This is a genomic window from Mycobacterium sp. MYCO198283 (genome assembly GCF_021213805.1).
GTDB lineage: Bacteria > Actinomycetota > Actinomycetes > Mycobacteriales > Mycobacteriaceae > Mycobacterium.
This window is the reverse complement of sequence record NZ_JAJQJI010000001.1, coordinates 135,442-157,102: the sequence shown is the minus strand read 5'-3', so window position 1 is coordinate 157,102 and position 21,661 is coordinate 135,442. Positions and strand designations below refer to the sequence as shown.

The window sequence follows — 21,661 nt, the reverse complement described above, 5'->3', positions numbered from 1 at the left end:
CCGCTCAGGCGTCGGTGAACTTCGGGGCGCGGCGCTCCTGGAAGGCGCGCATCCCCTCGCGTACGTCGGCCGCCTGCAACAGCTGTGACTGTCCGTCGTACTCCCGGCGCAGCGCGGCGTCGAACTCGGTGAGCGTCGCGGCGTTGACGGCGGCCTTCGTCTTCGCCAGTGCGACCGCCGGGCCGGCGGCCAGCGCCGCCACCACCTTGTCGGCCTCGGCGTCGAACTCCTCGGCGGGGAACACCGCCGACACCAGCCCCCACTCGAGCGCTTCGGTCGCCGAGATGCGCTCGGCGAGCAGCGCCATCCGCATCGCCCGGATGCGGCCGATCGCCGCGGCCACCAGCGCGGAGGCGCCGCCGTCGGGCATCAGGCCGATCTTGGTGAACGCCAGCAGCAGGAACGCCTTGTCGCTCGCCAGCACCACGTCGCACGCCAGCGCCAGCGACACGCCCACCCCCGCCGCCGGCCCGTGCACGAGCGCGACCACCGGATGCGGCACCGCGACGATCGAGCGCGCCGCGCGGTCCGCCGCGTCGAGCGTCTCCATCGGCACCGTGTCGGCGCCGCCGCGATCGGAGCTGATGTCAGCACCCGAGGAGAAGCCGCGGCCCGCGCCGGCGAGCCGGACGACCTTCACCCGCGGGTCGCCGGCGGCGGCGGTCATCGCGTCGGCGATGCCGTTCAGCACACCCGCGGTCAGCGCGTTGAGGCTCTCGGGCCGGTTGATCGTCACCGTGAGCACCCCGTCGGCAAACGCCACCGACAGGCCGTCGACGGCGGGCAGCGCGTCGACGGCGGACTGGGTTGTGGTCATGGTCACTCACTGTAAGTGAGTACGGCACAATGCGATGCGCCCGGTCACTCGAACCTTGGAGGTTGTCATGGCGGGTCCGCTGCAAGGGCTGCGCGTCGTCGAACTCGCGGGTATCGGCCCCGGTCCGCACGCCGCGATGATCCTCGGGGACCTCGGCGCCGATGTCGTGCGCGTCGAGCGGCCGGGCAAGGGCCCCGGCATCCCGACCAAGGGCGCCGACCAGCTGTTGCGCAACCGGCGCTCCGTCGGCGCCAACCTCAAGACCGACGAGGGCCGCGAGCTCGTGCTGCGGCTCGTCGCGAAGGCCGACGTGCTGATCGAAGGCTTCCGCCCGGGCGTCACCGAGCGGCTCGGCCTGGGCCCGGAGGACTGCGCGAAGGTCAACGAGCGCCTGATCTACGGCCGGATGACAGGCTGGGGGCAGACCGGCCCGCGCAGCCAGCAGGCCGGCCACGACATCAACTACATCTCGCTGAACGGGGTGCTGCACGCCGTCGGGCGGGCGGGCGAGCGCCCGGTGCCGCCGCTGAACCTCGCCGGCGACTTCGGTGGCGGCTCGATGTTCTTGCTCGTCGGCATCCTGGCGGCGTTGTGGGAGCGGGAACGGTCCGGGGTCGGGCAGGTCGTCGACGCGGCGATGGTCGACGGCTCGAGCGTGCTCGCGCAGATGATGTGGGCCTTTCGCGCCATGGGCATGTGGACCGACGAGCGCGGCGTCAACATCCTCGACACCGGCGCGCCCTACTACGACACCTACGAGACGGCCGACGGCCGCTACGTCGCCGTCGGCGCGATCGAGCCGCAGTTCTTCGCCGAACTGCTCGCCAAGCTCGGGCTGGACCCTGCTTCGCTGCCCGATCAGAACGACATGGGCCGCTGGCCCGAGCTGCGGGCCGCGCTGACCGAGGCGTTCGCCGCTCACGACCGCGACCACTGGGCGCAGGTGTTCGCCGGCAGCGACGCCTGCGTCACCCCGGTGCTGTCGTTCGGCGAGGTGGAAAGCGAGCCGCACAACACCGAGCGCCACACGTTCTACCGCGAGGGTGACCACCTGTTCCCGGCGCCGGCCCCGCGGTTCTCGCGGACCTCCCCGGCTCGGCCGACCCCGCCGGGCGTGCCCGGGGCGGACACCGAGGCCGTGCTGCGCGACTGGGTATAGTCCCCAACCAACCAGTAGGTCGGTGCGGGCCGGCCGGGAAGGAATATACGAGTGGAGATCAAAGACGCCGTCGCCGTTGTCACCGGCGGAGCCTCCGGCCTGGGCCTGGCCACCACGAAGCGCCTGCTGGACCGCGGCGCGTCGGTCGTGGTCATCGACCTCAAAGGCGAGGAGGCCGTCAGCGAGCTGGGCGCCCGGGCGAAGTTCGTCGAGGCGAACGTCGTCGACCCCGAGCAGGTGACGGCCGCGTTGGACGCCGCCGAGGAGATGGGCCCACTGCGGATCAACGTCAACTGCGCCGGCATCGGCAACGCGATCAAGACGCTGGGCAAGGACGGCCCGTTCCCGCTCGACGGCTTCCGCAAGGTGATCGAGGTCAACCTTATCGGCACGTTCAACGTGCTGCGGCTGAGTGCGGAGCGCATCGCCAGAACGGAGCCCCTCGCCGGAAAGAATGGCGAAGAGCGCGGCGTCATCGTCAACACCGCGTCGGTCGCGGCGTTCGAGGGCCAGATCGGACAGGCCGCCTACTCGGCGTCCAAGGGCGGCGTCGTCGGCATGACCCTGCCGATTGCCCGCGACCTGTCGCGCGAGCTGATCCGGGTGTGCACCATCGCGCCCGGCCTGTTCAAGACGCCGCTGCTCGGGTCGCTGCCCGAGGAGGCGCAGGCGTCGCTCGGCAAGCAGGTGCCGCATCCGGCCCGCCTCGGCGATCCCGACGAGTACGGCGCGCTGGCGGTCCACATCGTCGAGAACCCGATGCTCAACGGTGAGACGATCCGCCTCGACGGCGCGATCCGGATGGCCCCGCGGTAGCGGCGGCGCGGACATGACACTGACGACGAAGTTCACCGAGACGTTCGGGGTCGAGCACCCGATCGTGCAGGGCGGCATGCAGTGGGTGGGCCGCGCCGAGTTGGTGGCCGCGGTCGCCAACGCCGGCGCGCTGGGCTTCATCACGGCGCTCACCCAACCGACGCCCGCGGACCTGGCTGATGAGATCGCGCGCTGCCGCGACCTGACGGACAAGCCGTTCGGGGTGAACCTGACGATCCTGCCGACCATCAACCCGCCGCCGTACGACGAGTACCGGCAGGTCATCGTCGACGCCGGCATCAAGATCGTGGAGACGGCCGGCTCGAATCCGGCCCCGCATCTGCCGATGTTCCACGACAACGGCATCAAGGTGCTGCACAAGTGCACGTCGGTGCGCCACGCGGTCAAGGCGCAGAGCCTCGGGGTCGACGGCATCAGCATCGACGGCTTCGAATGCGCGGGTCATCCCGGCGAGGACGACATCCCGGGCCTGGTGCTGATCCCCGCCGCGGCGGACAAGATCGACATCCCGATGATCGCATCGGGCGGGTTCGCCGACGCCCGCGGCCTGGTGGCGGCGCTGGCGCTGGGCGCCGACGGCATCAACATGGGCTCGCGGTTCATGTGCACCGTCGAGTCGGCCATCCACCAGAACGTCAAGGAAGCGATCGTCGCCGGGTCGGAGCGCGACACCGAGCTGATCTTCCGGCCGCTGCGCAACACCGCGCGGGTGGCGTCGAACGCGGTGTCGCGCGAGGTGGTGGAGATCCTCAACCGCGGCGGGCAGTTCGAGGACGTGAAGGATCTGGTGGCGGGGAAGCGCGGGGTGAAGGTCTACGAGGTCGGCGATCTGGACGCCGGAATCTGGAGTGTCGGCACCTCGATGGGCTTGATCAACGACATCCCCACGGTGGAAGAGCTGGTGTCCCGGATGGTCGCCGAGGCGGAGGACATCATCACCAAACGGCTCGCCGGGTTGGTCGGCACCGTCTGAGGCAAACCCGCCCGCGTGCCGTCGGCCACGGCGCCACGCGGGGAGGTCAGCTGGCGGCGGCCAGCGGGTGCCAGTCGTCGAGCTGCTCGGTGGTGTCGCCCTCGACCAGGAAATCTCCGTGGTAGAGCGCCTCGAAGTCAACCTTGATGACGTCGGCGTTCGTGTCGTCGATCCACATGCCTTTGAAGGTATCCAGCACCTCTAAGGGAATCTTGAGTCACGGTTCGGAAAACGCTGGCAATTCTTACCGCCCGGTAGGTTGCGCCGCCTGCAGGTGGATCGGGTTGACGCCGTTGAGCACCACCCACGTCAGGACCGCCACGCCGACCGCCGTCAGCAGGAGCGCCACCGCGAAGGACGCCGGCCAGCGCGGCCGCCCCCACACCCGGCCGTCGAGCGAGATGCTGCCCGCGCCGCTCACCAGCAGCGCCGCCGCCCCGAGTGCCAGCACGAACGGGAAGTTGAACGGGTCGCTCCACACCGGGCCCGCCGCGACGTTCACCGCCCACGCGCACAGCATGGCGCCCAGCGCGGCACACGCGGCGAGGGGCGTGAGCAGCCCGAGCAACAGCAATGCGCCGCCGCCCACCTCGGCAGCGGACACCATGGCGGTGGCCAGCTCCGGCGCCTTCCAGCCAGACTGCTCGAAGCTCGACGCCGTCGCGGAGAAGTCGACCACTTTCCGCAAGCCGGCATGCAGGAGCGGTGCCCCCACCCCGATGCGCAGCAGCAGCAGGCCGAGATCGCCCGACGCGGGCGACCTCCTGGCGAAGGAACCGGTCGTCGTCATGGCGGCAGCGTAGAACCACCCACCGACACCCCGGCAGGTGTCCCGCCCGCTGTTAAGTTGGCGGCGGCATGCTCGTCGGCGAAGGGACACGTCCGTGTTGCAGGCAGTTGCCCGGCTGGCCATCGCCGCTCCTCGCCGCGTCATCGTCGCCGCCCTGCTGGTGATGGTCGCCGCCGGGATCTTCGGCGTTCCGGTGGCGAAACACCTGGCGGCGGGCGGTTTCCAGGACCCGCACTCGGAGTCCGCGAAAGCCACCCGCCTGCTCAGCGACACCTTCGGCCAGGGCGACATGGACCTGCTGTTCACCGTCAACGCCGACTCCGACGCCCGCAGCGGCCCGGCGCGCGCGGTGGGCGAGGGAATCGTCGCCGAACTCGACCGCTCGCCGCACGTCGCGCAGGTGACGTCGCCGTGGACCGCGCCGCCGCCCGCCGCGGCCAAGCTGCTGAGCACCGACGGCCGCAGCGCGCTGATCGTGGCGGGCATCACCGGCGGCGAGAACGACGGCCAGCGCTACGCCCAGGAGCTGGCCGACCGGCTCGCCGGCGACCGCGACGGCGTCACCGTGCGCGCCGGCGGCGAGGCGTTGACCTACGTGCAGATCAACGCCCAGAGCGAGCGCGACCTGCTGCTCATGGAGTCGATCGCGATCCCGCTGTCGTTCGTGGTGCTGGTCTGGGTGTTCGGTGGCCTGCTCGCGGCGGCCCTGCCGATGGTGGTCGGTGTGCTGGCGATCCTCGGCTCGATGTCGGTGCTGCGGGCGCTCACGTTCGTCACCGACGTGTCGGTGTTCGCGCTGAACCTGTCCATCGCGATGGGCCTGGCGCTCGCGATCGACTACACGCTGCTGCTGATCAGCCGGTATCGCGACGAACTGACCGACGGCGCCGACCGGGAGACCGCGCTGGTGCAGACCATGGCGACCGCCGGGCGCACGGTGCTGTTCTCGGCGCTGACCGTCGCGCTGTCGATGGTCGCCATGGTGCTGTTCCCGATGTACTTCCTCAAGTCCTTCGCCTACGCCGGGGTTGCGGTGGTCGCGTTCGCGGCCGTGGCGGCTATCGTCGTCACTCCGGCCGCGCTGGTGCTGCTCGGCGATCGCCTCGACGCCTTGGACGTGCGGCGGCTGCTGCGCCGGGTGGCCGGCCGGCCGCAATCGCGGCCGCGGCCCGTCGAGGAGAGTTTCTGGTACCGCTCGACCAAGCGGGTGATGCGCCGGCCGGTGCTCCTCGGCGCCGCGATCGTGGCGCTGCTCGTCGTGCTCGGGCTTCCGTTCTTCGGCGCGAACTGGGGCTTCCCCGACGAGCGGGTGCTGCCGTCGTCGGCGTCCGCCCACCAGGTGGGCGATCAGCTGCGCGAGGACTTCGCCACCGACACGGCCACCGCGGTGACCGTCGTCATCCCCGACGCCGACGGGCTGGCCGACGACGACATCTCGCGGTACGCGGCGGAGCTGTCGACGGTGCCCGACGTGACCGCGGTGTCCGCCCCGACCGGGGGATTCGTCGGCGGCCGGGCGGTCGGTCCGCCGTCGTCGCCGGCCGCCGTTGCCGGCGGCAGCGCGTTCCTCACCGTCGACAGCGACGCGCCGCTGTTCTCGCCCGCGTCGGAGACCCAGCTCGACCGCATCCACGCGATCGCCGGCCCCGGCGGACGCGACGTGCAGGTGGCGGGCACCGCCCAGGTCAACAAGGACAGCTCGCACGCCGTCACCTCGAGGCTGCCGACGGTGCTGGCGGTGATCGCCGCCATCACGTTCGTGCTGCTGTTCCTGCTCACCGGCAGCGTGGTGCTGCCGCTCAAGGCGCTGCTGCTCAATATCTTGTCGCTCACCGCGGCGTTCGGCGCGCTGGTGTGGATCTTCCAGGAGGGCCACCTCGGCGGCCTGGGCACCACCGCCACCGGCACGCTGATCGCCACCATGCCGGTGCTGCTGTTCTGCATCGCGTTCGGGCTGTCCATGGACTACGAGGTGTTCCTGCTGTCGCGGATCCGCGAGTACTGGCTGCAGACGCACGACACCGACGAGAGCGTGGCGCTCGGCCTGGCCCGCACCGGCCGGGTCGTGACCGCTGCCGCGCTCATCATGAGCATCTCCTTCGCCGCGCTGATCGCCGCGCAGGTGTCCTTCATGCGGATGTTCGGCCTCGGGCTGACCATGGCGGTGCTGGTCGACGCCACGCTGGTGCGGATGGTGCTGGTGCCGGCGTTCATGAAGCTCCTGGGCCGCGCCAACTGGTGGGCGCCCGCGCCGCTGACCGCGGTCCACCGCCGCATCGGCATCAGTGAGTCCGGCGCCCCGCGTCCCGCCACCGCGGACGCCGGCTAGCGTGACCGCCGAGCGATCACCATCCGATGGGCGGTACTGGGGAGAACAGCAGCGCGCCGGCCAGCACGAACACCGCTCCGAGCAGCAGCGCCGCCACGGCCCACAGCCAGGTCATCCGCGTCGACAGTGGCGCCGCCGCAGCAGCGGTCAGCACCGGTTGACCGAGCTCGTCGCGCACCGTCGCGGCCGGCGGCACCGGTTGTGAAGCCATGCCGGAATTGTCGGCCTCCGCGCCTGCGACGGCTCCGGTTTCGCTCAGGCTGAATCGGAGGGCAGCCCGCCCGCTCGAAGCGCCGAAACGTGCGTGGTGGCGACCGTCATCGGCGTGTCGTCACGGTGGGTTACGTGTCGCGGCGGCGCGCAGGCACGCACGCACCAGCCGTCAGCCGACGAGGTGGCGCAGCCGGGGCAGCAGGTGGGGCAGCACCTGCGCCGCGGTACCGCGGACGCTCTCGGTGACGCTCTCGGAGAGCGGCGTCGGTTCGGGATTGACCTCCACCACCGGGATGCCCTGCGCCAGCGCGGCGGCGGGCAAACCGGCGGCCGGATAGACGATCCCCGACGTCCCGACGACCACCAGCACGTCGGCGCCCGACACCGCCTCGGCCGAGCGCTGCCACGGCTCGTCGGGCAGCGCCTCGCCGAACCAGACGACGCCCGGCCGGATGAGCCCACCGCACGCGCAGTGCGGCGGGGCGAGGGCGTCGACGGGTTCGGCGAGCTCCGGGACCGCGCCGTCGTAGGGCGAGCCGCACTGCGCGCAGCGGAACTCGAACAGGCTGCCGTGGACGTGCTCGACGCGCGAGCTGCCCGCGCGTTCGTGGAGGTCGTCGACGTTCTGCGTGACGAAGTGCACGTCGGCGTCGGACTCCCACGCCGCGACGGCTCGGTGCCCGGCGTTGGGCGAAACATTCCGCACCAGGTGATGACGCCACAGGTACCACGCCCACACCACCTCGGGCTGGCGCCGCCACGCTCGCGGGCTGGCGAGCTCCTCGGGATCGAACTGCGCCCACAGCCCGCGCTGGGCGTCGCGGAAGGTGGGCACGCCGCTCTCGGCCGACATCCCCGCACCGCTGAGCACCGTCACCCGCACCGTTCCCACGGTAGTTCGGCGGCGGCGATACTGAGCGGATGTCGGAGTTCGGGCAGTGGCTGCGGATCGACCCGGACGCGTCGAATCCGCCGTTCGATCAGCTGCGCACCGCGATCATCGACGCCGTCCGCGACGGCCGGCTGCCGGCGGGGACGCGGCTGCCCACGGTGCGGGAGCTGGCGGCGCAGGCACAGGTGGCGGTGAACACCGTCGCGCGGGCCTACCGCGAGCTGGAAGCGGCGGGCGTCGTCGAAACCCGGGGCAGGCTGGGCACGTTCGTCGCGGCGGCCGACCCCGCCGAGCACACCATGGCGGAGGCCGCGCGGGTGTTCGCCGACACCGCCAGGGCGCTGGGGCTGCGCCGTGAGGACGCGATCCGCTACCTCGACGCGGCGTTCGGGTGAGGCTCAGCCGAATTCGAGCAGCGCGAACATCGGCCGCAGCGGATCGAACAGCGGCAGGCGCTGCGCGGTCCACGCCAGCGTGTTGAGCAGCCGGCCGCGGCCCTGCGGGATCGGCAGGTCGTGGACCGCCCGCACGCCCGGCACCGAATCCACGAGCCCCGCAAGCTGTTTCGGAGTCAGCGAGAACGGCATCGGCGGCACGCGGTAGCGCAGCGACGTGCGCATGAGGCCGGCGCGGGCCAGCGCGGCGAACCACTGCGGCGGCAGGTCGAACATCATCGCCCCGCCGGGAAACCGCTTGGCGCACTCGGTGATGATCGCCATGGACTCCTGCGGCTGCAAATACATCAGCAGGCCCTCGGCCGTCACGAACACGCCGTCGTCGACGGCGACGTCGTCCATCCAGCTGAAGTCGAGCGCGGACTGCGCGCGCACCGCGATGCGGTCCGACGGCGGCAGCAGCGCCTGTCGCAGCTCGATCACGGGCGGCAGATCAACGGTGAGCCACCGGAATTCGTGACCGACGCGGCCGTCGTCGAGCCGCCAGAAGCTCGTCTGGAACCCCTCGGCGAGCGCCACCACCGTGGCCCGCGGGTGAGCGCCGAGGTACCGGCGGACCTGGGCGTCGAACGCCAGCGCGCGCAGCGCCATGTCCTGCCGGTGGGCCGGCCCGAACTTGCCGAAGTCGTGCTCGATCGCGTCCAGCAGCGCCACGGCCTGCGGGTCGTCGATGATCCCGTCCGGCCGGCGGGCCTCGGTGGCGCGCACCTGCAGCGTCAGCAGCGCGGTCTCGCTGACGCCGGTGAGTGCGGCCCGGATCTTCTCGGTGTCCTCGGTGTCCATCGCCTGCAGAGATTACGCGCGCGGCACCGCCACCTGTCGGATCACCCGTTACGGCGACCGCTTCCGGCGTCCGCGGGGAGCGACGTAGGCTTTTCCCCATGGCAGCGCAGGCTTTCGACGACAAGTTGCTGGCAGTGATCAGCGGCAACTCGCTGGGGGTGCTGGCCACCATCAAGCGCGACGGGCGCCCGCAGCTGTCGAACGTGTCCTACCACTTCGACCCGCGGCGGGTGGTGCTTCAAGTGTCGGTCACCGAGCCGCGGGCCAAGACCCGCAACCTGCGCCGCGATCCGCGCGCCTCGGTGCTGGTGAGCTCCGATGACGGTTGGGCCTACGCCGTCGCGGAGGGCGATGCCCAGCTCACCCCGCCGGCGGCCGATCCGCACGACGACACCGTCGAGGCGCTGATCGCGCTGTACCGCAACATCGCCGGCGAGCATCCCGACTGGGACGACTACCGGCGGGCCATGGTGACCGACCGGCGGGTGCTGCTGACGCTGTCGGTCACGCATCTCTACGGGATGCCTCCCGGCGTGCGGTGACGCCGTCGCGGGCCAGCACCCGGGCGACCGCCAGCGCGCCGAGCATCACCGCGACGCAGAGCTGTCCGGTCTCCGCGAGGCCCCAGCGCACCGACATCAGCGTCGCGCAGCCGGCGACGCAGAGCGCGATACCGACGGCCGCGCTGCGCCAGCCGGGCGCCGCCACCCGGCCGCCGTCCCACCCCGGCAGCGGTGCGTTCTCCCACGGTCGCAGCGCGACGAACAGCGCCCCGGTCAGCAGCGCCATGACGCACACCTGGACGACGCTGAGCACGACGAACGAGGCGGCTGCGGGATCGTGGCGCGGATAGCCGAGGTAGTCGAACGCCAGATGCATCCCGAGCAGCGCCGGCATGTGCCACAGGTAGAGCGTCATGGCGCCGGAGTTGCCGATGGCCACCCACCACCACACGCGGGGCCGCCGAGCCCACCGGTCGATCGCCGGGGCGGCCGCGACCGCCGCGGCGCACAGCACGATCGCGTGGCCCGCCATGAGCAATGACGGTGGCGCCATGTTGGCCAGCCGCTGACCCTCGATGCCGACGAGGCTCAGCTCGTACGGCCCGAACGCCAGCAGGCCGAGGTTGACCACGAACGCCCCGCCGGCGACGGCGGCCGCCGCGGTGCGCGACAACAGTTCGCGCCGGTAGGCCACCCCGAGCGCGCCCGGGATGAGCCAGACCACCATGTTGAGATAGCCGAGCGCGGCCGGCGCGCCGAGCGCCACGCGCGCGTAGTCGACCGCCGCGATGAGCGCGTATCCGCCGACGACCACCGCGGCCAGCGACCGCACACCGGTGATGCGGGCGAGCAGCGGCAGCGCGGCGAGCATCAGCACGTAGGCGCCGAGGAACCAGAGCAGCTGCGTGCTGATGCCGGCAATGATCCGATACACCAGGGGCGGCGCCAGCAGGTGCAGCGCGACGAGCATCACCGCCCAGCCGGCCAGGTAGTAGAACACCGGCCGGTACAGCCGGGTGCAGCGCCGCAGTAGCCAGCCGCCCCACGGCGTGCCCGGCGTCCAGGAGTCGACGCACGCCGCGGCGCCGGCGAAGAAGAACAGCGGCATGATCTGCAGCACCCACGTGAGTGCCTGGAAGATCACCGAGGCGGTCAGCAGATTGCCCCACACGAAGAGCCCGTCGCGCACCGTGCTGGTGGCCATCACGGTGTGACCGAAGACCACGGTGACGAGCGCGGCGATGCGGATGGTGTCGATCGCGCGGTCGCGCGACGGCGGAGTCCGTGACTCGACCTGGGCGACGGTGGGGAAGCTCGACGAAGCCATACGGCGAATCTAAGCCGCACAGCACACCGCCCCCGGCACCAATTACGGCGTCGGGGGCGGTGGGAGCGTTGCTTAGGGCGTGCCGACGCAGACGCCGCCGGCGCAGGCACCCGCGCCGCCCGGTCCGGCCCCGGCGCCCGCACCCGGAACGCCGATCGAGGCGCCACCCGGCCCGGCGCCCGCACCGGCGCCCGGCACGCTCGCGCTGGCACCACCCGAGCCGGCACCGGCGCCGGCGCCCGGCACTCCGGCGCTCGCCCCACCCGGCCCGGCGCTCGCGCCCGGCGCGTTCGGGTCGGTGGGTGCGCCCGGCGACGCGGGAGCCGGGGACCCGATGGTCGACGTCGACGTGGTCACGCTCGTGGAGGTCTTGCTGGTGGTGGAGGTGGTCGACGATTCGCTGCCGCCGCTGTCGTCGCCGCCGCACGCCGAGGTCAGCGCGGTGAGGGCGATGGTGGCGGCGATGCCGACCGCGACGGGGAAGCGGCGGGCCAGGGTCTTGTCGGTCATGAGAGCACTCGATTCTGGGAGTCGGTGAGCGTCGTTCGCCGGACGCATGCCCTGTACCCCGTCGCGGCGGGGTTCACGCAGCCGCGACGGGTGCGTCGGCGGTAGCCCGTCGCTCCTGGCGCAGCACCACCAGCAGGCAGAGTGCGGCGAGCACCCCGACGGCAATCGCGAACGACACCCCGGCGGTCCGCAGCCCCCAGTGCTGGGCGGCGAGACCCTCGCCGATCACCGGTAAGGACAGCGCCACATAGGCCACCACGAAATAGGTCGAGCTCACCTCCGCGCGCCGGTCGGGAGGTGTGCGCTCGGACACCGCGGTGAGGCCGCGGCTGAAGCTGATGCCCTGGCCGACGCCGGTCACCAGTCCACCGGCGATCAGCCCCGCCAGCGACGACACGTGCAGCGACACCGCCAGGATCGCCATGCCCACCACCAGCACGGCACAGCCCACCGCGATCGCCCGCCCGGGCACGATGCGGTGGGCCGCCAGCTGAGCGGCCGTCGAGCTGAGGAACACCGACCCGGCGACCGCACCGGCGAGCGCGTGATTGTCGATGCCGATGACCTCGGCCACGAACGACGGTGCGACCGCGGTGAACAGTCCCATCACCGCGAAGCCGGCGAACGCCGCGGTGGCCGCGGTGAAGAACACCGACCGTGTCTCCGGCGGGATCGCCAGCCGCTGGACGCCCAGCGCGCCGCGCTTCTCCGACGTCTCGGGGGCGGCGAGGATCGCGCCGGCGGCGAGCAGCGCCACCGCGATGTGCAGCCAGAAGCTCAGGTGAAGTGGCGCGGGCGCGTACTGCACCAGCACGCCGGCCAGGATCGGTCCCAGGCCCAGCCCGCCGATGTTGGCGATGGTGGCCACGGCGGCCGCGCGGGATCGCCACGACGGCGGGGCGGCCTCGATGACCGCCGCGGTGGCGGTGCCGGTGAAGATGCCCGCCGACAGCCCCGACAGCAGCCGTCCCACCATCAGCAGCGGCACCGAGTCGGCGGCCAGGAACACGACGTCGCTCAGGATCGCGAGCGCGGCCCCGGCGAGGAGCAGCGGGCGGCGTCCCACCGCGTCGGACCAGCGGCCGAACGTCACCAGCGCGAGCAGCACACCGCCGGCGTACACCGCGAAGACGACCGTGGTGGTGAGGACGGCGAAGTGCAGTTCCCGCGCATAGAGCGCGTACATCGGGGTCGGCACGGTGGTGCCGAGCATGACGGCCGCAAAGGCGTAGGTGAGCAGGGCGAATCCGTATCGGCGAGTGGGCACGGGGGACCGGGTACCCATCGCGGGCGGTCAACCCGTCAGTGGCTGACCGCTTTCTCGGCGCCGACACCGGTCAGCGAGCGCACCTCCATCTCGGCGGCGAGCTCCGGGTCCCCGCGATCCGACGACGTCAGCGTGCCGGCGACGCCGAGGACGAAGGCGAGCGGAATCGACACGATGCCGGGGTTCTGCAGCGGGAACCAGGCGAAATCGGCGTTCTTGATCATCGACGTCGCCGAACCGGAGAGGGCCGGCGAGAATACGATCAGCACCACCGTGGAAATCAGCCCGCCGTACATGCTCCACAGCGCGCCGCGGGTGTTGAACCGCCGCCAGTACAGCGAGAACAGGATGGTCGGCAGGTTCGCCGACGCAGCCACCGCGAACGCCAGCGCGACGAGGAAGGCGACGTTCTGCTCGCGGGCCAGGATGCCGAGGGCGATGGCGAACACCCCGAGCACCACCGCCGTGATCCGCGAGACCTTCACCTGTTCGCGCTCGGTGACGGGAGCTTTTCCGGGGCCTCCCCTCATGACGCTCGCGTAGATGTCGTGCGCGAACGACGCCGACGCGGTGATCGTCAGCCCCGCCACCACGGCCAGGATGGTCGCGAACGCGACCGCGGAGATGACGCCCAGCAGGATGACGCCGCCGAGTTCGAACGCCAATAGCGGCGCGGCGGAGTTCACGGCGCCGGGCGAGGCGAGGATGCGGTCGGGCCCGACGAGCGCCGCCGCGCCGTAGCCGAGCACCAGCGTGAACAGGTAGAACGCGCCGATCAGCGCGATCGCCCACACCACCGAGCGGCGCGCCTCCTTGGCGGTCGGCACGGTGTAGAACCGCATGAGCACGTGCGGCAGCCCGGCGGTGCCGAGCACCAGCGCCAACGCCAGCGAGATGAAGTTGAGCTGCGTGGTGAGGCTGGCGCCGTACTGCGCGCCGGGCGCCAGCACGTCGCGGCCGGCGACCTTGGGATCCGCGCTGCCCGAGACCATCGATTGCGCGGTGCCGAGGATCTCCGACAGGTTGAACCCGAAGCGCGCCAGCACGAGCACCGTCATGATGCCCGCGCCGCCGATCAGCAGCACCGCCTTGATGATCTGCACCCAGGTGGTGCCCTTCATGCCGCCGACCAGGACGTAGACGATCATCAGCACCCCGACGACGGCGATCACGAGGCTCTGGCCCAGATCGCTCTCGACGTTCAGCAGCAGCGCGACGAGCACACCCGCGCCGGCCATCTGGGCGAGCAGGTAGAACAGCGACACGGCGAGCGTGTTGGCGGCGGCCGCGAGCCGCACCGGCCGCTGCGCGAGCCGGAAGCTCAGCACATCGGCCATCGTGAACTTGCCGGTGTTGCGCAGCAGTTCGGCCACCAGCAGCAGCGCGACGAGCCACGCGACGAGGAAACCGATGGAGTACAGGAACCCGTCGTAGCCGTATACCGCGATGGCGCCGGCGATCCCGAGGAAGCTGGCCGCCGACAGGTAGTCGCCGGAGATCGCGATCCCGTTCTGCGGACCGGTGAAAGCCCGTCCGGCGGTGAAGAACTCGGCCGCGGTGGCGTTGCGCTTACTGGCGCGCAGCACGACGAACAGCGTGACGGCGACGAAGACCGCGAAGATCCCCATGTTGGCGGCCGGGTTGCCGACCGCCTCGGCGGCGAGTGCGGCGCCGGTCATGCGGCCCGCTCCAGGCGCTCGCGGATGGCCGCTGCCCGCGGGTCGAGCTCGCGGTTGGCGAACCGGACGTAGAGGCCGGTGATGACGAACGTCGTCAGGAACTGACCGAGACCGATCAGCAGGCCGGCGTTGACGTTGCCCCACACCGGTGTCGCCATGAAGTCGTGCGCAAAGGCCCCGAGCAGCACGTAGGTGGCGTACCAGAGCAGGAAGGCGGCGCTCATCGGAAACACGAAGCGGCGCAACCGGCGTCGCAGCTCCTGGAACTCCGGGCCGGCCTGCTCGGCGAGGTACTGCCCGCCGGTGGCCGGGGTGTCGTCGGTGTCGGGCAACGCGGCCTCCTGAATGGGTGTGCAGTTGTGCTGGTGCGCAGCAGCATACTGAGAGCCAGGTCACACCTCGAGGGCTTCGGGTGGGCGATCCTAAACTGGCGCCATGCGGAATCTGCGGCTCGTAGGGGACCCGGCGGCCGACGAACTGTTGAGCGAGAACCCGTTGGCGCTGCTCATCGGCATGCTGCTCGACCAGCAGATCCCGATGGAGGTGGCGTTCGCCGGCCCGCGCAAGCTCGCCGAACGCATCGGCGAGATCGACGCCCGGCACATCGCCGGCTACGACCCCGAGCGCTTCGCCGCGCTGTTCGCCGAACGCCCTGCGGTGCACCGCTTTCCGGGCGCCATGGCCAAGCGGGTGCAGGAGCTCGCCCGGGCGATCGTCGAGGACTACGACGGTGACGCCGCCGCGCTGTGGACCGCCGGCGAGCCCGACGGGGCCGAGGTGCTCAGGCGGCTCAAGGCGCTGCCCGGGTTCGGCGATCAGAAGGCCCGCATCTTCCTGGCGCTGCTGGGCAAGCAGTGCGGCATCGATCCGCCGGGGTGGCGGGACGCCGCCGGCGACTACGGCCGGCCCGGCACCCACATGTCGATCGCCGACGTCGTCGACGCCGACTCGCTGGCGAAGGTGCGATCGTTCAAGAAGGAGCGTAAGGCGCAGGCCACGCGCTGACCCGCTACGGCACGAGCACCGCGGCGCCGGAGATACGCCCGGCGCGCAGGTCGGCCAGCGCCGCGTCCGCCCGGTCGAGGGCGTAGGGCACGCCGGTCACCTCGAGCCGGTGCGCCTCGGCGAAGGCCAGGAACTGCCGGGCGTCCTCGCGGGTGTTCGACGTGACCGATCGCACCTGCCGCTCGTAGAACAGGTGGCGCTGGTAGTCGAGCTCCGGGATGTCGCTGAGGTGGATGCCGGCGACGGCCAGCGTGCCGCCGCGGTCGAGCGCCTCGAGCGCCGGCAGCACCAGGTCGCCGACGGGCGCGAACAGGATCGCGGCGTCCAGCGGCACCGGCGGCCGGTCGCGGGCGCCCTGCACCGACGCGGCGCCGAGCGCACGCGCCAGCTGCTGTGCACCGTCGCCGCGCGTCATCACGTGCACCTCGGCGCCCTGCGCCAGCGCCACCTGCGCCGTGAGGTGGGCGCTGCCGCCGAACCCGTAGATGCCCAGTCGCCCGCCCGGCGGGAGCTCGGCGCGCAGCAACGACCGGTAGCCGATGATGCCGGCGCACAGCAGCGGGGCGAGCTCGACGTCGGAGTAGCCGGCCGGCAGCCGGTGCACGTACTCGGCCGGGGCGGTGGCGTACTCGGCGTAGCCGCCGTCGGCGTCCCAGCCGGTGTACCGCGATTCGGGGCACAGGTTCTCCGCGCCACGCCGGCAGTAGCGGCACCGTCCGCAGGTGTGGCGCAGCCACGCGATCCCGACCCGGTCACCGACCGCGAGCGCCGTGACGTCCGGGCCGACCTCGACCACCTCGCCCACCACCTCGTGACCCGGGGTCACGTGCGGCCGGTGCACCGGCAGGTCACCCTCGGTGACGTGCAGGTCGGTTCGGCACACCCCGCAGGCCCGCACGGCGACGCACACCTCGCCGGCGGCGGGCCGCGGCACGGCGGTGGTGGTCCACTGCAGCGGCCGCGACGCCAGTACCGGCCCGGGCGTCGTCACCCGCCAGGCGTGCATCAGGGAACGACGGTCGACCCGATGGTCGGCATGAACTGGCACTGTTTGTCCATCGTCGTGACCTGCCCGAAGATCGTCGTCATGATGCTGCCGGAACCGGTGTCGGCGATCGCGGTCAGCGTCGTCGGGCCGTTCGGGTTGATCTCCGGGTGCGGCCGGAGGGCGACGGTGCCGGACTTGCCGGTGGTGAGGTTCACCCAGGTGGCGTTCAGCGGCAGCTTCTGCTCGGCGGCCGGCGCGGGCGTGCCGATCGCGGTGAACACGTAGGCCGTCTGCCCCGGGCCGGGGCCCGGCGCCGGGATCTTGGCCGGACCGGCCACCGAGATCGCGGTCGCCAGCACGTTGCCGCCGTCCTTGAGGCAGCCGTTGCCGATCGACGGGTACATGAACTCCTGCGTCGGCGGGGCGTCGGGGCCGAACGCCGGCGGCGCCGCCGCATCGGGCGCGGGCGCGGGTGCCGCGGCGGGTGCGGGTGCCGCGGCAGGCTCGGCGGCGGTCGCGGCCAGCGGGGCGGGACCCGCCGCGTTGGCCGGGTCGACGCCGACGGGCAGGTGGTTCTCGGCGCCGGGCACCACGCCGGCGGGCGGCTGGTGCGGGGCGGCCGGTGCAGCGGCAGCCGGTGCCGCGGCAGCCGCCGCAGCGGGCGCCGGCACCCCGGCGGTGCCCTGCGGCATGAGCGCCGTCAGCGTGGCCGGTTGTGCGGCGATCTTGCCGACGGTGTCGGCGATCGCTTGGGAGTCCGGCGAGCCGGAATTGCCCGCGAAGGCCGATGCGGCGGCCATGAGCAGCGACGACGCGTTGGACGGATCCGCGGCCGCCTGCTGCACGGCGGGGCTGAGCTGCTGCACCGCGTCGAGCGCCGGCGCCTGGGTGGCGTCGATGGGGGTGGGTGGTGCGGCGGGCGCGGCCGGCTCGGCGCCGGCGACGCCGGCGCCCAGCGACGCGAACAGCAGCATGCCGGTCGACACCAGCGCCGCGGCGGTGGTGACGCGGCGGATCCGCACGGAGGAAGGCATGTCGCCGACGCTATGCCGTTGCTGGTGGGACTCAAGTGACACGTGTGGCATTTATGGAACCGTTACGCGGCCGCTTCGCTACGGTGACCGGATCAACGGCGAAACTCCGGTGGCGCACCGGCGACTGCTCCTCACCTCGGCCCTGCTCGCCGTCAGCGTCGCCGCCCGCCTGCTGTGGACCTACCTGGTGCCCAACGGCGCGAACTTCGTGGACCTGCACGTCTACGTCGGCGGCGCCGCGACGCTCGGCACCGGCCGCGACCTCTACGACTTCGTCTACGCCGACCAGACCCCCGACTTCCCGCTGCCCTTCACCTATCCGCCGTTCGCGGCCGTGGTGTTCTACCCCCTGCACCTGCTGCCGTTCGGCCTGGTGGCGCTGTGCTGGCAGCTCGCCACCATCGCGGCGCTGTACGGCGTGGTGCGGCTGTCGCAGCGGCTGGCCGGCGGCGGCCGGCGCGAGGTCGCCTTCGCCTGGACCGCGGTCGCCTGCTGGCTGGAACCGCTGCGCAGCACCTTCGACTACGGCCAGGTCAACGTGCTGCTCGTGCTGGCCGTCCTGGCGGCGGTGGCGAGCACCCGGTGGTACTGGTCGGGGCTCCTGGTCGGGCTCGCCGCGGGAATCAAGCTGACCCCGGCCGTAGCGGGCCTCTACTTCGCCGGCACGCGCCGCTGGGCGGCGGCCTGCTGGTCGGCCGTGGCGTTCGGCCTGACCGTCGGCGTGTCCCTGCTGATCGTGGGGACGCCCGGCCGGCGCTACTTCACCGAGCTGCTCGGCGACGCCGACCGCGTCGGTCCCGTCGGCACGTCGTTCAACCAGTCGTGGCGCGGCGCGATCTCGCGGATCCTCGGTGATGACGCCGGCTACCGCTGGCCGGTGCTCGTGGCCGTCGGGCTCACCGCGGTGCTGGCTGTGGCGGCGTGGCGCGGGCTGCGCCCGAGCGCCACGGGTGACCGGCTGGGCGCAATCTGCGTCGTGTCGCTGTTCGGCCTGCTGCTGTCACCGATCTCGTGGAGCCATCACTGGGTATGGGTGGTGCCGCTGATGATCTGGCTGCGGCACGGGCCGCTGCGCGACGAGCCGGGCGCCCGGCTGTTCGGCTGGGGATGGTTGGCGCTGACGGTGATCGGGCCGCCGTGGCTGCTGAGCTTCGCCCAGCCGACGATCTGGCAGATCGGCCGGCCGTGGTACCTGGCCTGGGCGGGGCTGGCCTACGTCGCCGCCGCGGTGGCGACGCTGGCATGGGTTGCGGTCACGGGTGCGCGACGATCTCGTCGATCTCCCGAGCCAGCGCCAGATCCTTCGCCGTGATGCCGCCCTCGGAGTGCGTCACCAACGCGAAAGTGACGGTGCGCCAGCGGATGTCGATGTCCGGGTGGTGGTCGGCGGCTTCGGCCCGCTGCGCCACGCGGCCGACGGCGTCGATACCCGCCAGGAAGCTCGGGAACTCGACCGACCGCCGCACCATCCCGTCGGCCCGTTGCCAGCCGGGGAGCTGCTGCAGTGCCGCGTCCACCTCGTCGTCGGACAGCACGGCCATGGCTCCGCACGGTATACGGTCGCACCCACCATGGGAGCCCGAATCGTGGTCGCCGGCGCGGTGATCGCCGGCGGGCGGCTGCTGATCGCGCAGCGGCGCCGGCCGCCCGAGCTCGCCGGCCGCTGGGAACTGCCGGGCGGCAAGGTCGCCGACGGGGAGACCGACGCGGCCGCGCTGGTGCGCGAACTGGACGAAGAGCTCGGCGTGACCGTCGCGGTGGGGCGACAACTCCCCGGCGAGGTGGCGCTGACCGGCGACGCCGTGTTGCGGGCCTATCTGGTGACGCTGCTCGACGGCGTTCCCGAACCCCGCGATCACCGGGCGCTGCGCTGGGTGACGGGCGACGAGCTGGCCGGGGTCGACTGGGTGCCCGCCGACCGGGGGTGGCTGCCGGCGCTTTCGGCGCTGCTCAGGCCTTGCGGGCGCGCTTGAAGACCTTGTCGAGTTCCTTGCCGCGGATGCCCAGCAGCTCGGCCTTGTGCACCTTCGACAGCACCAGCGGGCACTTCTTGCAGCGAGGTTTGCTGCGGCAGCACTTCTTCTTCGGCTTGACGTCGGCGAACTCAGACGACTTCAACTGTGATCGGCTTCTCTCGTTTTCGCGAACGGCCATCCACACTGCCAAACTCGACGGGTGAGTTCCCGTCCCACCACCTCGGCTTTCCGAAACGTAGCCATCGTCGCCCACGTCGACCACGGCAAGACGACGCTGGTCGACGCGATGCTGCGGCAGTCCGGCGCGCTGAGCCACCGCGGTGACGACGCCGTCGAGCGGCTGATGGATTCCGGTGACCTGGAGAAGGAAAAGGGCATCACCATCCTCGCCAAGAACACCGCGGTGCACCGGCACCATGCCGACGGCACGATGACCGTCATCAACGTCATCGACACCCCCGGCCACGCCGACTTCGGCGGCGAGGTGGAGCGCGGGCTGTCCATGGTCGACGGCGTGCTGCTGCTGGTCGACGCCTCGGAGGGGCCGCTCCCGCAGACCCGGTTCGTGTTGCGCAAGGCACTCGCGGCGCACCTGCCGGTGATCTTGGTGGTGAACAAGACCGACCGGCCCGACGCCCGGATCGCCGAAGTGGTGTCCGAGAGCCACGACCTGTTGCTCGACGTCGCGACCGACCTCGACGAGGAGGCGCAGGCAGCGGCGGAGAAGGCGCTCGGGTTGCCGACGCTGTACGCGTCGGGCCGCGCCGGCATCGCCAGTACCACCGCGCCCGCCAACGGCGAGAACCCCGACGGCGACAGCCTCGACCCGCTGTTCGACGTGCTGCTCGAGCACATCCCGCCGCCCAGCGGCGATCCCGAGGCGCCGCTGCAGGCGCTGGTCACCAACCTCGACGCGTCGGCGTTCCTCGGCCGGCTCGCGCTGATCCGCATCTACAACGGCGTCCTGCGCAAGGGCCAGCAGGTGGCGTGGCTGCGCGAGGTCGACGGCCTCCCCGTCGTGACCACCGCGAAGATCACCGAGCTGCTGGTCACCGAGGGCGTCGACCGGACGCCGACGGACGAGGCGGTCGCCGGAGACATCGTGGCCGTCGCCGGCATCCCGGAGATCATGATCGGCGACACGCTCGCCGATCCCGAGCACGCGCACGCGCTGCCCCGCATCAGCGTCGACGAGCCCGCGATCTCGGTGACCATCGGCACCAACACCTCGCCGCTGGCGGGCAAGGTGTCGGGCCACAAGCTGACCGCCCGCATGGTGAAGTCGCGCCTCGACAGCGAGCTGATCGGCAACGTCTCGATCAAGGTCGTCGACATCGACCGGCCCGACGCCTGGGAGGTGCAGGGCCGCGGCGAGCTGGCGCTGGCAGTGCTGGTGGAGCAGATGCGCCGCGAGGGCTTCGAGCTCACGGTCGGCAAGCCGCAGGTGGTCACCCGGATGATCGACGGCAAGCGCCACGAGCCCTACGAGGCGCTGACCATCGACTGCCCCGAGGAGTTCGTCGGCGCCGTCACCCAGCTGATGGCCGCGCGCAAGGGCCGCATGGAGGAGATGGCGAACCACGCGGCGGGCTGGGTTCGCATGGACTTCATCGTGCCGAGCCGCGGGCTCATCGGGTTCCGCACCGACTTCCTGACGCTCACCCGCGGCACCGGCATCGCCAACGCGGTGTTCGACGGCTACCGGCCGTGGGCCGGCGAGATCCGCGCCCGGCACACCGGCTCGCTGGTGTCCGACCGCGCCGGCAAGGTCACGCCGTTCGCGATGATCCAGCTCGCCGACCGCGGCACCTTCTTCGTCGCACCGGGCGACGACACCTATGAGGGACACGTCGTGGGCATCAACCCCCGCGCCGAGGATCTCGACGTCAACGTCACCCGCGAGAAGAAGCTCACCAACATGCGGTCGTCGACGGCCGACGTCATGGAGACGCTCGCCCGGCCGATGGAGTTGGACCTCGAGCAGGCCATGGAGTTCTGCGCCGCCGACGAATGCGTCGAGGTGACGCCGGAGATCGTGCGGGTGCGCAAGGTCGAACTGGTGGCGAGCCTGCGGGCGCGGGCCAAGGCGCGCGCCAAAGCGCAAGCCTGACGTCACATACCCTG

General features: G+C 71.9%; 25 protein-coding genes. 10 read left to right on the top strand and 15 right to left on the bottom strand.

All coding sequences use genetic code 11. The features are described from left to right. Positions 1-4: 4 nt before the first annotated feature. Positions 5-817, bottom strand: coding sequence for an enoyl-CoA hydratase (locus LV457_RS00750; protein WP_232168431.1), 813 nt, complete (start codon positions 815-817; stop codon positions 5-7). A 67-nt stretch (positions 818-884) separates the two neighbouring features. Here LV457_RS00750 and LV457_RS00745 point away from each other — a divergent pair, with 67 nt between their 5' ends. From LV457_RS00745 to LV457_RS00735, 3 genes are read left to right on the top strand one after another with little or no spacing between them, the layout of a single operon-like run. Beyond that, positions 885-1,976 (top strand): CaiB/BaiF CoA-transferase family protein, encoded by a 1,092-nt coding sequence (locus LV457_RS00745; protein ID WP_232168430.1) that lies wholly within the window; start codon positions 885-887, stop codon positions 1,974-1,976. Between the two features lie 51 nt (positions 1,977-2,027). Continuing rightward, entirely contained in the window at positions 2,028-2,792 is a 765-nt protein-coding gene (locus LV457_RS00740; protein WP_232168429.1) for a 3-hydroxyacyl-CoA dehydrogenase, read from the top strand. A 13-nt stretch (positions 2,793-2,805) separates the two neighbouring features. Continuing rightward, entirely contained in the window at positions 2,806-3,786 is a 981-nt protein-coding gene (locus tag LV457_RS00735; RefSeq protein WP_232168428.1) for a nitronate monooxygenase family protein, read from the top strand. Positions 3,787-3,832: 46 nt separating this feature from the next. Here LV457_RS00735 and LV457_RS20060 read toward each other — a convergent pair whose 3' ends face one another. After that, the gene (locus LV457_RS20060; protein WP_255701582.1) at positions 3,833-3,964 is read right to left on the bottom strand and encodes a hypothetical protein; all 132 of its coding nucleotides are present in this window, start codon (positions 3,962-3,964) and stop codon (positions 3,833-3,835) included. Positions 3,965-4,030: 66 nt separating this feature from the next. After that, the gene (locus tag LV457_RS00730) at positions 4,031-4,576 is read right to left on the bottom strand and encodes a DoxX family protein (protein WP_232168427.1); all 546 of its coding nucleotides are present in this window, start codon (positions 4,574-4,576) and stop codon (positions 4,031-4,033) included. A 94-nt stretch (positions 4,577-4,670) separates the two neighbouring features. Here LV457_RS00730 and LV457_RS00725 point away from each other — a divergent pair, with 94 nt between their 5' ends. Then, the gene (locus LV457_RS00725) at positions 4,671-6,905 is read left to right on the top strand and encodes an MMPL family transporter (protein WP_232168426.1); all 2,235 of its coding nucleotides are present in this window, start codon (positions 4,671-4,673) and stop codon (positions 6,903-6,905) included. A gap of 16 nt (positions 6,906-6,921) precedes the next feature. Here the strand turns inward: LV457_RS00725 and LV457_RS00720 are convergent, their stop codons facing one another. Both LV457_RS00720 and LV457_RS00715 read right to left on the bottom strand, forming a co-directional pair. Next, positions 6,922-7,116: a hypothetical protein gene (locus LV457_RS00720; RefSeq protein ID WP_232168424.1), complete on the bottom strand. Its 195-nt coding sequence runs from the start codon at positions 7,114-7,116 to the stop codon at positions 6,922-6,924. Between the two features lie 171 nt (positions 7,117-7,287). Then, positions 7,288-8,001, bottom strand: coding sequence for an NAD-dependent deacylase (locus tag LV457_RS00715; protein WP_232168422.1), 714 nt, complete (start codon positions 7,999-8,001; stop codon positions 7,288-7,290). A gap of 38 nt (positions 8,002-8,039) precedes the next feature. Between LV457_RS00715 and LV457_RS00710 the strand changes: the two genes are divergently transcribed. Next, positions 8,040-8,405 (top strand): GntR family transcriptional regulator, encoded by a 366-nt coding sequence (locus LV457_RS00710; RefSeq protein WP_232168421.1) that lies wholly within the window; start codon positions 8,040-8,042, stop codon positions 8,403-8,405. Between the two features lie 3 nt (positions 8,406-8,408). Here the strand turns inward: LV457_RS00710 and LV457_RS00705 are convergent, their stop codons facing one another. Further along, the gene (locus LV457_RS00705) at positions 8,409-9,248 is read right to left on the bottom strand and encodes a class I SAM-dependent methyltransferase (protein ID WP_232168420.1); all 840 of its coding nucleotides are present in this window, start codon (positions 9,246-9,248) and stop codon (positions 8,409-8,411) included. A 98-nt stretch (positions 9,249-9,346) separates the two neighbouring features. Here LV457_RS00705 and LV457_RS00700 point away from each other — a divergent pair, with 98 nt between their 5' ends. Beyond that, positions 9,347-9,790, top strand: a complete 444-nt coding sequence (locus LV457_RS00700; protein WP_232168419.1) for a PPOX class F420-dependent oxidoreductase — start codon at positions 9,347-9,349, stop codon at positions 9,788-9,790. On the opposite strand, the gene LV457_RS00695 is transcribed toward LV457_RS00700, so the two are convergent. The 5 genes from LV457_RS00695 to LV457_RS00675 all read right to left on the bottom strand — a co-directional run bounded on the left by LV457_RS00695 (position 9,753) and on the right by LV457_RS00675 (position 14,866). Continuing rightward, on the bottom strand, positions 9,753-11,078 hold the full coding sequence (locus LV457_RS00695; protein ID WP_232168418.1) for an acyltransferase: 1,326 nt from the start codon (positions 11,076-11,078) through the stop codon (positions 9,753-9,755). The genes LV457_RS00700 and LV457_RS00695 overlap by 38 nt on opposite strands. 72 nt (positions 11,079-11,150) lie before the next feature. Beyond that, complete coding sequence (locus LV457_RS00690; protein ID WP_232168417.1) at positions 11,151-11,588, bottom strand: hypothetical protein; 438 nt, start codon at positions 11,586-11,588, stop codon at positions 11,151-11,153. A 73-nt stretch (positions 11,589-11,661) separates the two neighbouring features. Next, positions 11,662-12,873: an MFS transporter gene (locus LV457_RS00685; RefSeq protein WP_374198681.1), complete on the bottom strand. Its 1,212-nt coding sequence runs from the start codon at positions 12,871-12,873 to the stop codon at positions 11,662-11,664. A 17-nt stretch (positions 12,874-12,890) separates the two neighbouring features. After that, positions 12,891-14,534, bottom strand: coding sequence for a cation acetate symporter (locus LV457_RS00680; RefSeq protein ID WP_232168416.1), 1,644 nt, complete (start codon positions 14,532-14,534; stop codon positions 12,891-12,893). Next, positions 14,531-14,866 carry a DUF485 domain-containing protein gene (locus LV457_RS00675; protein ID WP_232168415.1) on the bottom strand — a complete coding sequence of 112 codons (336 nt, stop codon included), beginning with the start codon at positions 14,864-14,866 and terminating at the stop codon, positions 14,531-14,533. The genes LV457_RS00680 and LV457_RS00675 overlap by 4 nt, the downstream gene beginning before the upstream one ends. A gap of 103 nt (positions 14,867-14,969) precedes the next feature. Here LV457_RS00675 and LV457_RS00670 point away from each other — a divergent pair, with 103 nt between their 5' ends. Then, positions 14,970-15,539 carry an HhH-GPD-type base excision DNA repair protein gene (locus LV457_RS00670; RefSeq protein WP_232168414.1) on the top strand — a complete coding sequence of 190 codons (570 nt, stop codon included), beginning with the start codon at positions 14,970-14,972 and terminating at the stop codon, positions 15,537-15,539. Positions 15,540-15,543: 4 nt separating this feature from the next. Here LV457_RS00670 and LV457_RS00665 read toward each other — a convergent pair whose 3' ends face one another. After that, positions 15,544-16,545, bottom strand: coding sequence for a zinc-binding alcohol dehydrogenase family protein (locus tag LV457_RS00665; RefSeq protein ID WP_232168412.1), 1,002 nt, complete (start codon positions 16,543-16,545; stop codon positions 15,544-15,546). Continuing rightward, a complete protein-coding gene (locus LV457_RS00660) occupies positions 16,545-17,561 on the bottom strand; it encodes a hypothetical protein (protein WP_232168411.1) in 1,017 nt (338 codons plus the stop codon). The genes LV457_RS00665 and LV457_RS00660 overlap by 1 nt, the downstream gene beginning before the upstream one ends. Here LV457_RS00660 and LV457_RS00655 point away from each other — a divergent pair. Further along, on the top strand, positions 17,560-18,873 hold the full coding sequence (locus LV457_RS00655; RefSeq protein ID WP_374198680.1) for a mannosyltransferase: 1,314 nt from the start codon (positions 17,560-17,562) through the stop codon (positions 18,871-18,873). The two genes, LV457_RS00660 and LV457_RS00655, sit on opposite strands and share 2 nt — an antisense overlap. On the opposite strand, the gene LV457_RS00650 is transcribed toward LV457_RS00655, so the two are convergent. Further along, on the bottom strand, positions 18,815-19,102 hold the full coding sequence (locus LV457_RS00650; RefSeq protein ID WP_232168409.1) for a 4a-hydroxytetrahydrobiopterin dehydratase: 288 nt from the start codon (positions 19,100-19,102) through the stop codon (positions 18,815-18,817). The genes LV457_RS00655 and LV457_RS00650 overlap by 59 nt on opposite strands. Before the next feature lie 30 nt (positions 19,103-19,132). Between LV457_RS00650 and LV457_RS00645 the strand changes: the two genes are divergently transcribed. Next, positions 19,133-19,534 (top strand): (deoxy)nucleoside triphosphate pyrophosphohydrolase, encoded by a 402-nt coding sequence (locus LV457_RS00645; protein ID WP_232168408.1) that lies wholly within the window; start codon positions 19,133-19,135, stop codon positions 19,532-19,534. Here LV457_RS00645 and LV457_RS00640 read toward each other — a convergent pair. Further along, positions 19,512-19,679 (bottom strand): hypothetical protein, encoded by a 168-nt coding sequence (locus LV457_RS00640; RefSeq protein WP_232168407.1) that lies wholly within the window; start codon positions 19,677-19,679, stop codon positions 19,512-19,514. The genes LV457_RS00645 and LV457_RS00640 overlap by 23 nt on opposite strands. 57 nt (positions 19,680-19,736) lie before the next feature. Here LV457_RS00640 and typA point away from each other — a divergent pair, with 57 nt between their 5' ends. Then, positions 19,737-21,647, top strand: a complete 1,911-nt coding sequence (gene typA / locus LV457_RS00635; protein WP_232168406.1) for a translational GTPase TypA — start codon at positions 19,737-19,739, stop codon at positions 21,645-21,647. The last annotated feature ends 14 nt before the right edge of the window (positions 21,648-21,661 follow it).

Bases quoted from the DNA above. Each gene is read 5' to 3' on its own strand.
- LV457_RS00750 (WP_232168431.1), bottom strand. From the start codon at position 817: ATGACCACAACCCAGTCCGCCGTCGACGCGCTGCCCGCCGTCGACGGC.
- LV457_RS00745 (WP_232168430.1), top strand. From the start codon at position 885: ATGGCGGGTCCGCTGCAAGGGCTGCGCGTCGTCGAACTCGCGGGTATC.
- LV457_RS00735 (WP_232168428.1), top strand. From the start codon at position 2,806: ATGACACTGACGACGAAGTTCACCGAGACGTTCGGGGTCGAGCACCCG.
- LV457_RS20060 (WP_255701582.1), bottom strand. From the start codon at position 3,964: ATGTGGATCGACGACACGAACGCCGACGTCATCAAGGTTGACTTCGAG.
- LV457_RS00730 (WP_232168427.1), bottom strand. From the start codon at position 4,576: ATGACGACGACCGGTTCCTTCGCCAGGAGGTCGCCCGCGTCGGGCGAT.
- LV457_RS00720 (WP_232168424.1), bottom strand. From the start codon at position 7,116: ATGGCTTCACAACCGGTGCCGCCGGCCGCGACGGTGCGCGACGAGCTC.
- LV457_RS00710 (WP_232168421.1), top strand. From the start codon at position 8,040: ATGTCGGAGTTCGGGCAGTGGCTGCGGATCGACCCGGACGCGTCGAAT.
- LV457_RS00705 (WP_232168420.1), bottom strand. From the start codon at position 9,248: ATGGACACCGAGGACACCGAGAAGATCCGGGCCGCACTCACCGGCGTC.
- LV457_RS00700 (WP_232168419.1), top strand. From the start codon at position 9,347: ATGGCAGCGCAGGCTTTCGACGACAAGTTGCTGGCAGTGATCAGCGGC.
- LV457_RS00695 (WP_232168418.1), bottom strand. From the start codon at position 11,078: ATGGCTTCGTCGAGCTTCCCCACCGTCGCCCAGGTCGAGTCACGGACT.
- LV457_RS00690 (WP_232168417.1), bottom strand. From the start codon at position 11,588: ATGACCGACAAGACCCTGGCCCGCCGCTTCCCCGTCGCGGTCGGCATC.
- LV457_RS00685 (WP_374198681.1), bottom strand. From the start codon at position 12,873: ATGGGTACCCGGTCCCCCGTGCCCACTCGCCGATACGGATTCGCCCTG.
- LV457_RS00680 (WP_232168416.1), bottom strand. From the start codon at position 14,534: ATGACCGGCGCCGCACTCGCCGCCGAGGCGGTCGGCAACCCGGCCGCC.
- LV457_RS00670 (WP_232168414.1), top strand. From the start codon at position 14,970: ATGCGGAATCTGCGGCTCGTAGGGGACCCGGCGGCCGACGAACTGTTG.
- LV457_RS00665 (WP_232168412.1), bottom strand. From the start codon at position 16,545: ATGCACGCCTGGCGGGTGACGACGCCCGGGCCGGTACTGGCGTCGCGG.
- LV457_RS00655 (WP_374198680.1), top strand. From the start codon at position 17,560: ATGTCGCCGACGCTATGCCGTTGCTGGTGGGACTCAAGTGACACGTGT.
- LV457_RS00660 (WP_232168411.1), bottom strand. From the start codon at position 17,561: ATGCCTTCCTCCGTGCGGATCCGCCGCGTCACCACCGCCGCGGCGCTG.
- LV457_RS00650 (WP_232168409.1), bottom strand. From the start codon at position 19,102: ATGGCCGTGCTGTCCGACGACGAGGTGGACGCGGCACTGCAGCAGCTC.
- LV457_RS00645 (WP_232168408.1), top strand. From the start codon at position 19,133: ATGGGAGCCCGAATCGTGGTCGCCGGCGCGGTGATCGCCGGCGGGCGG.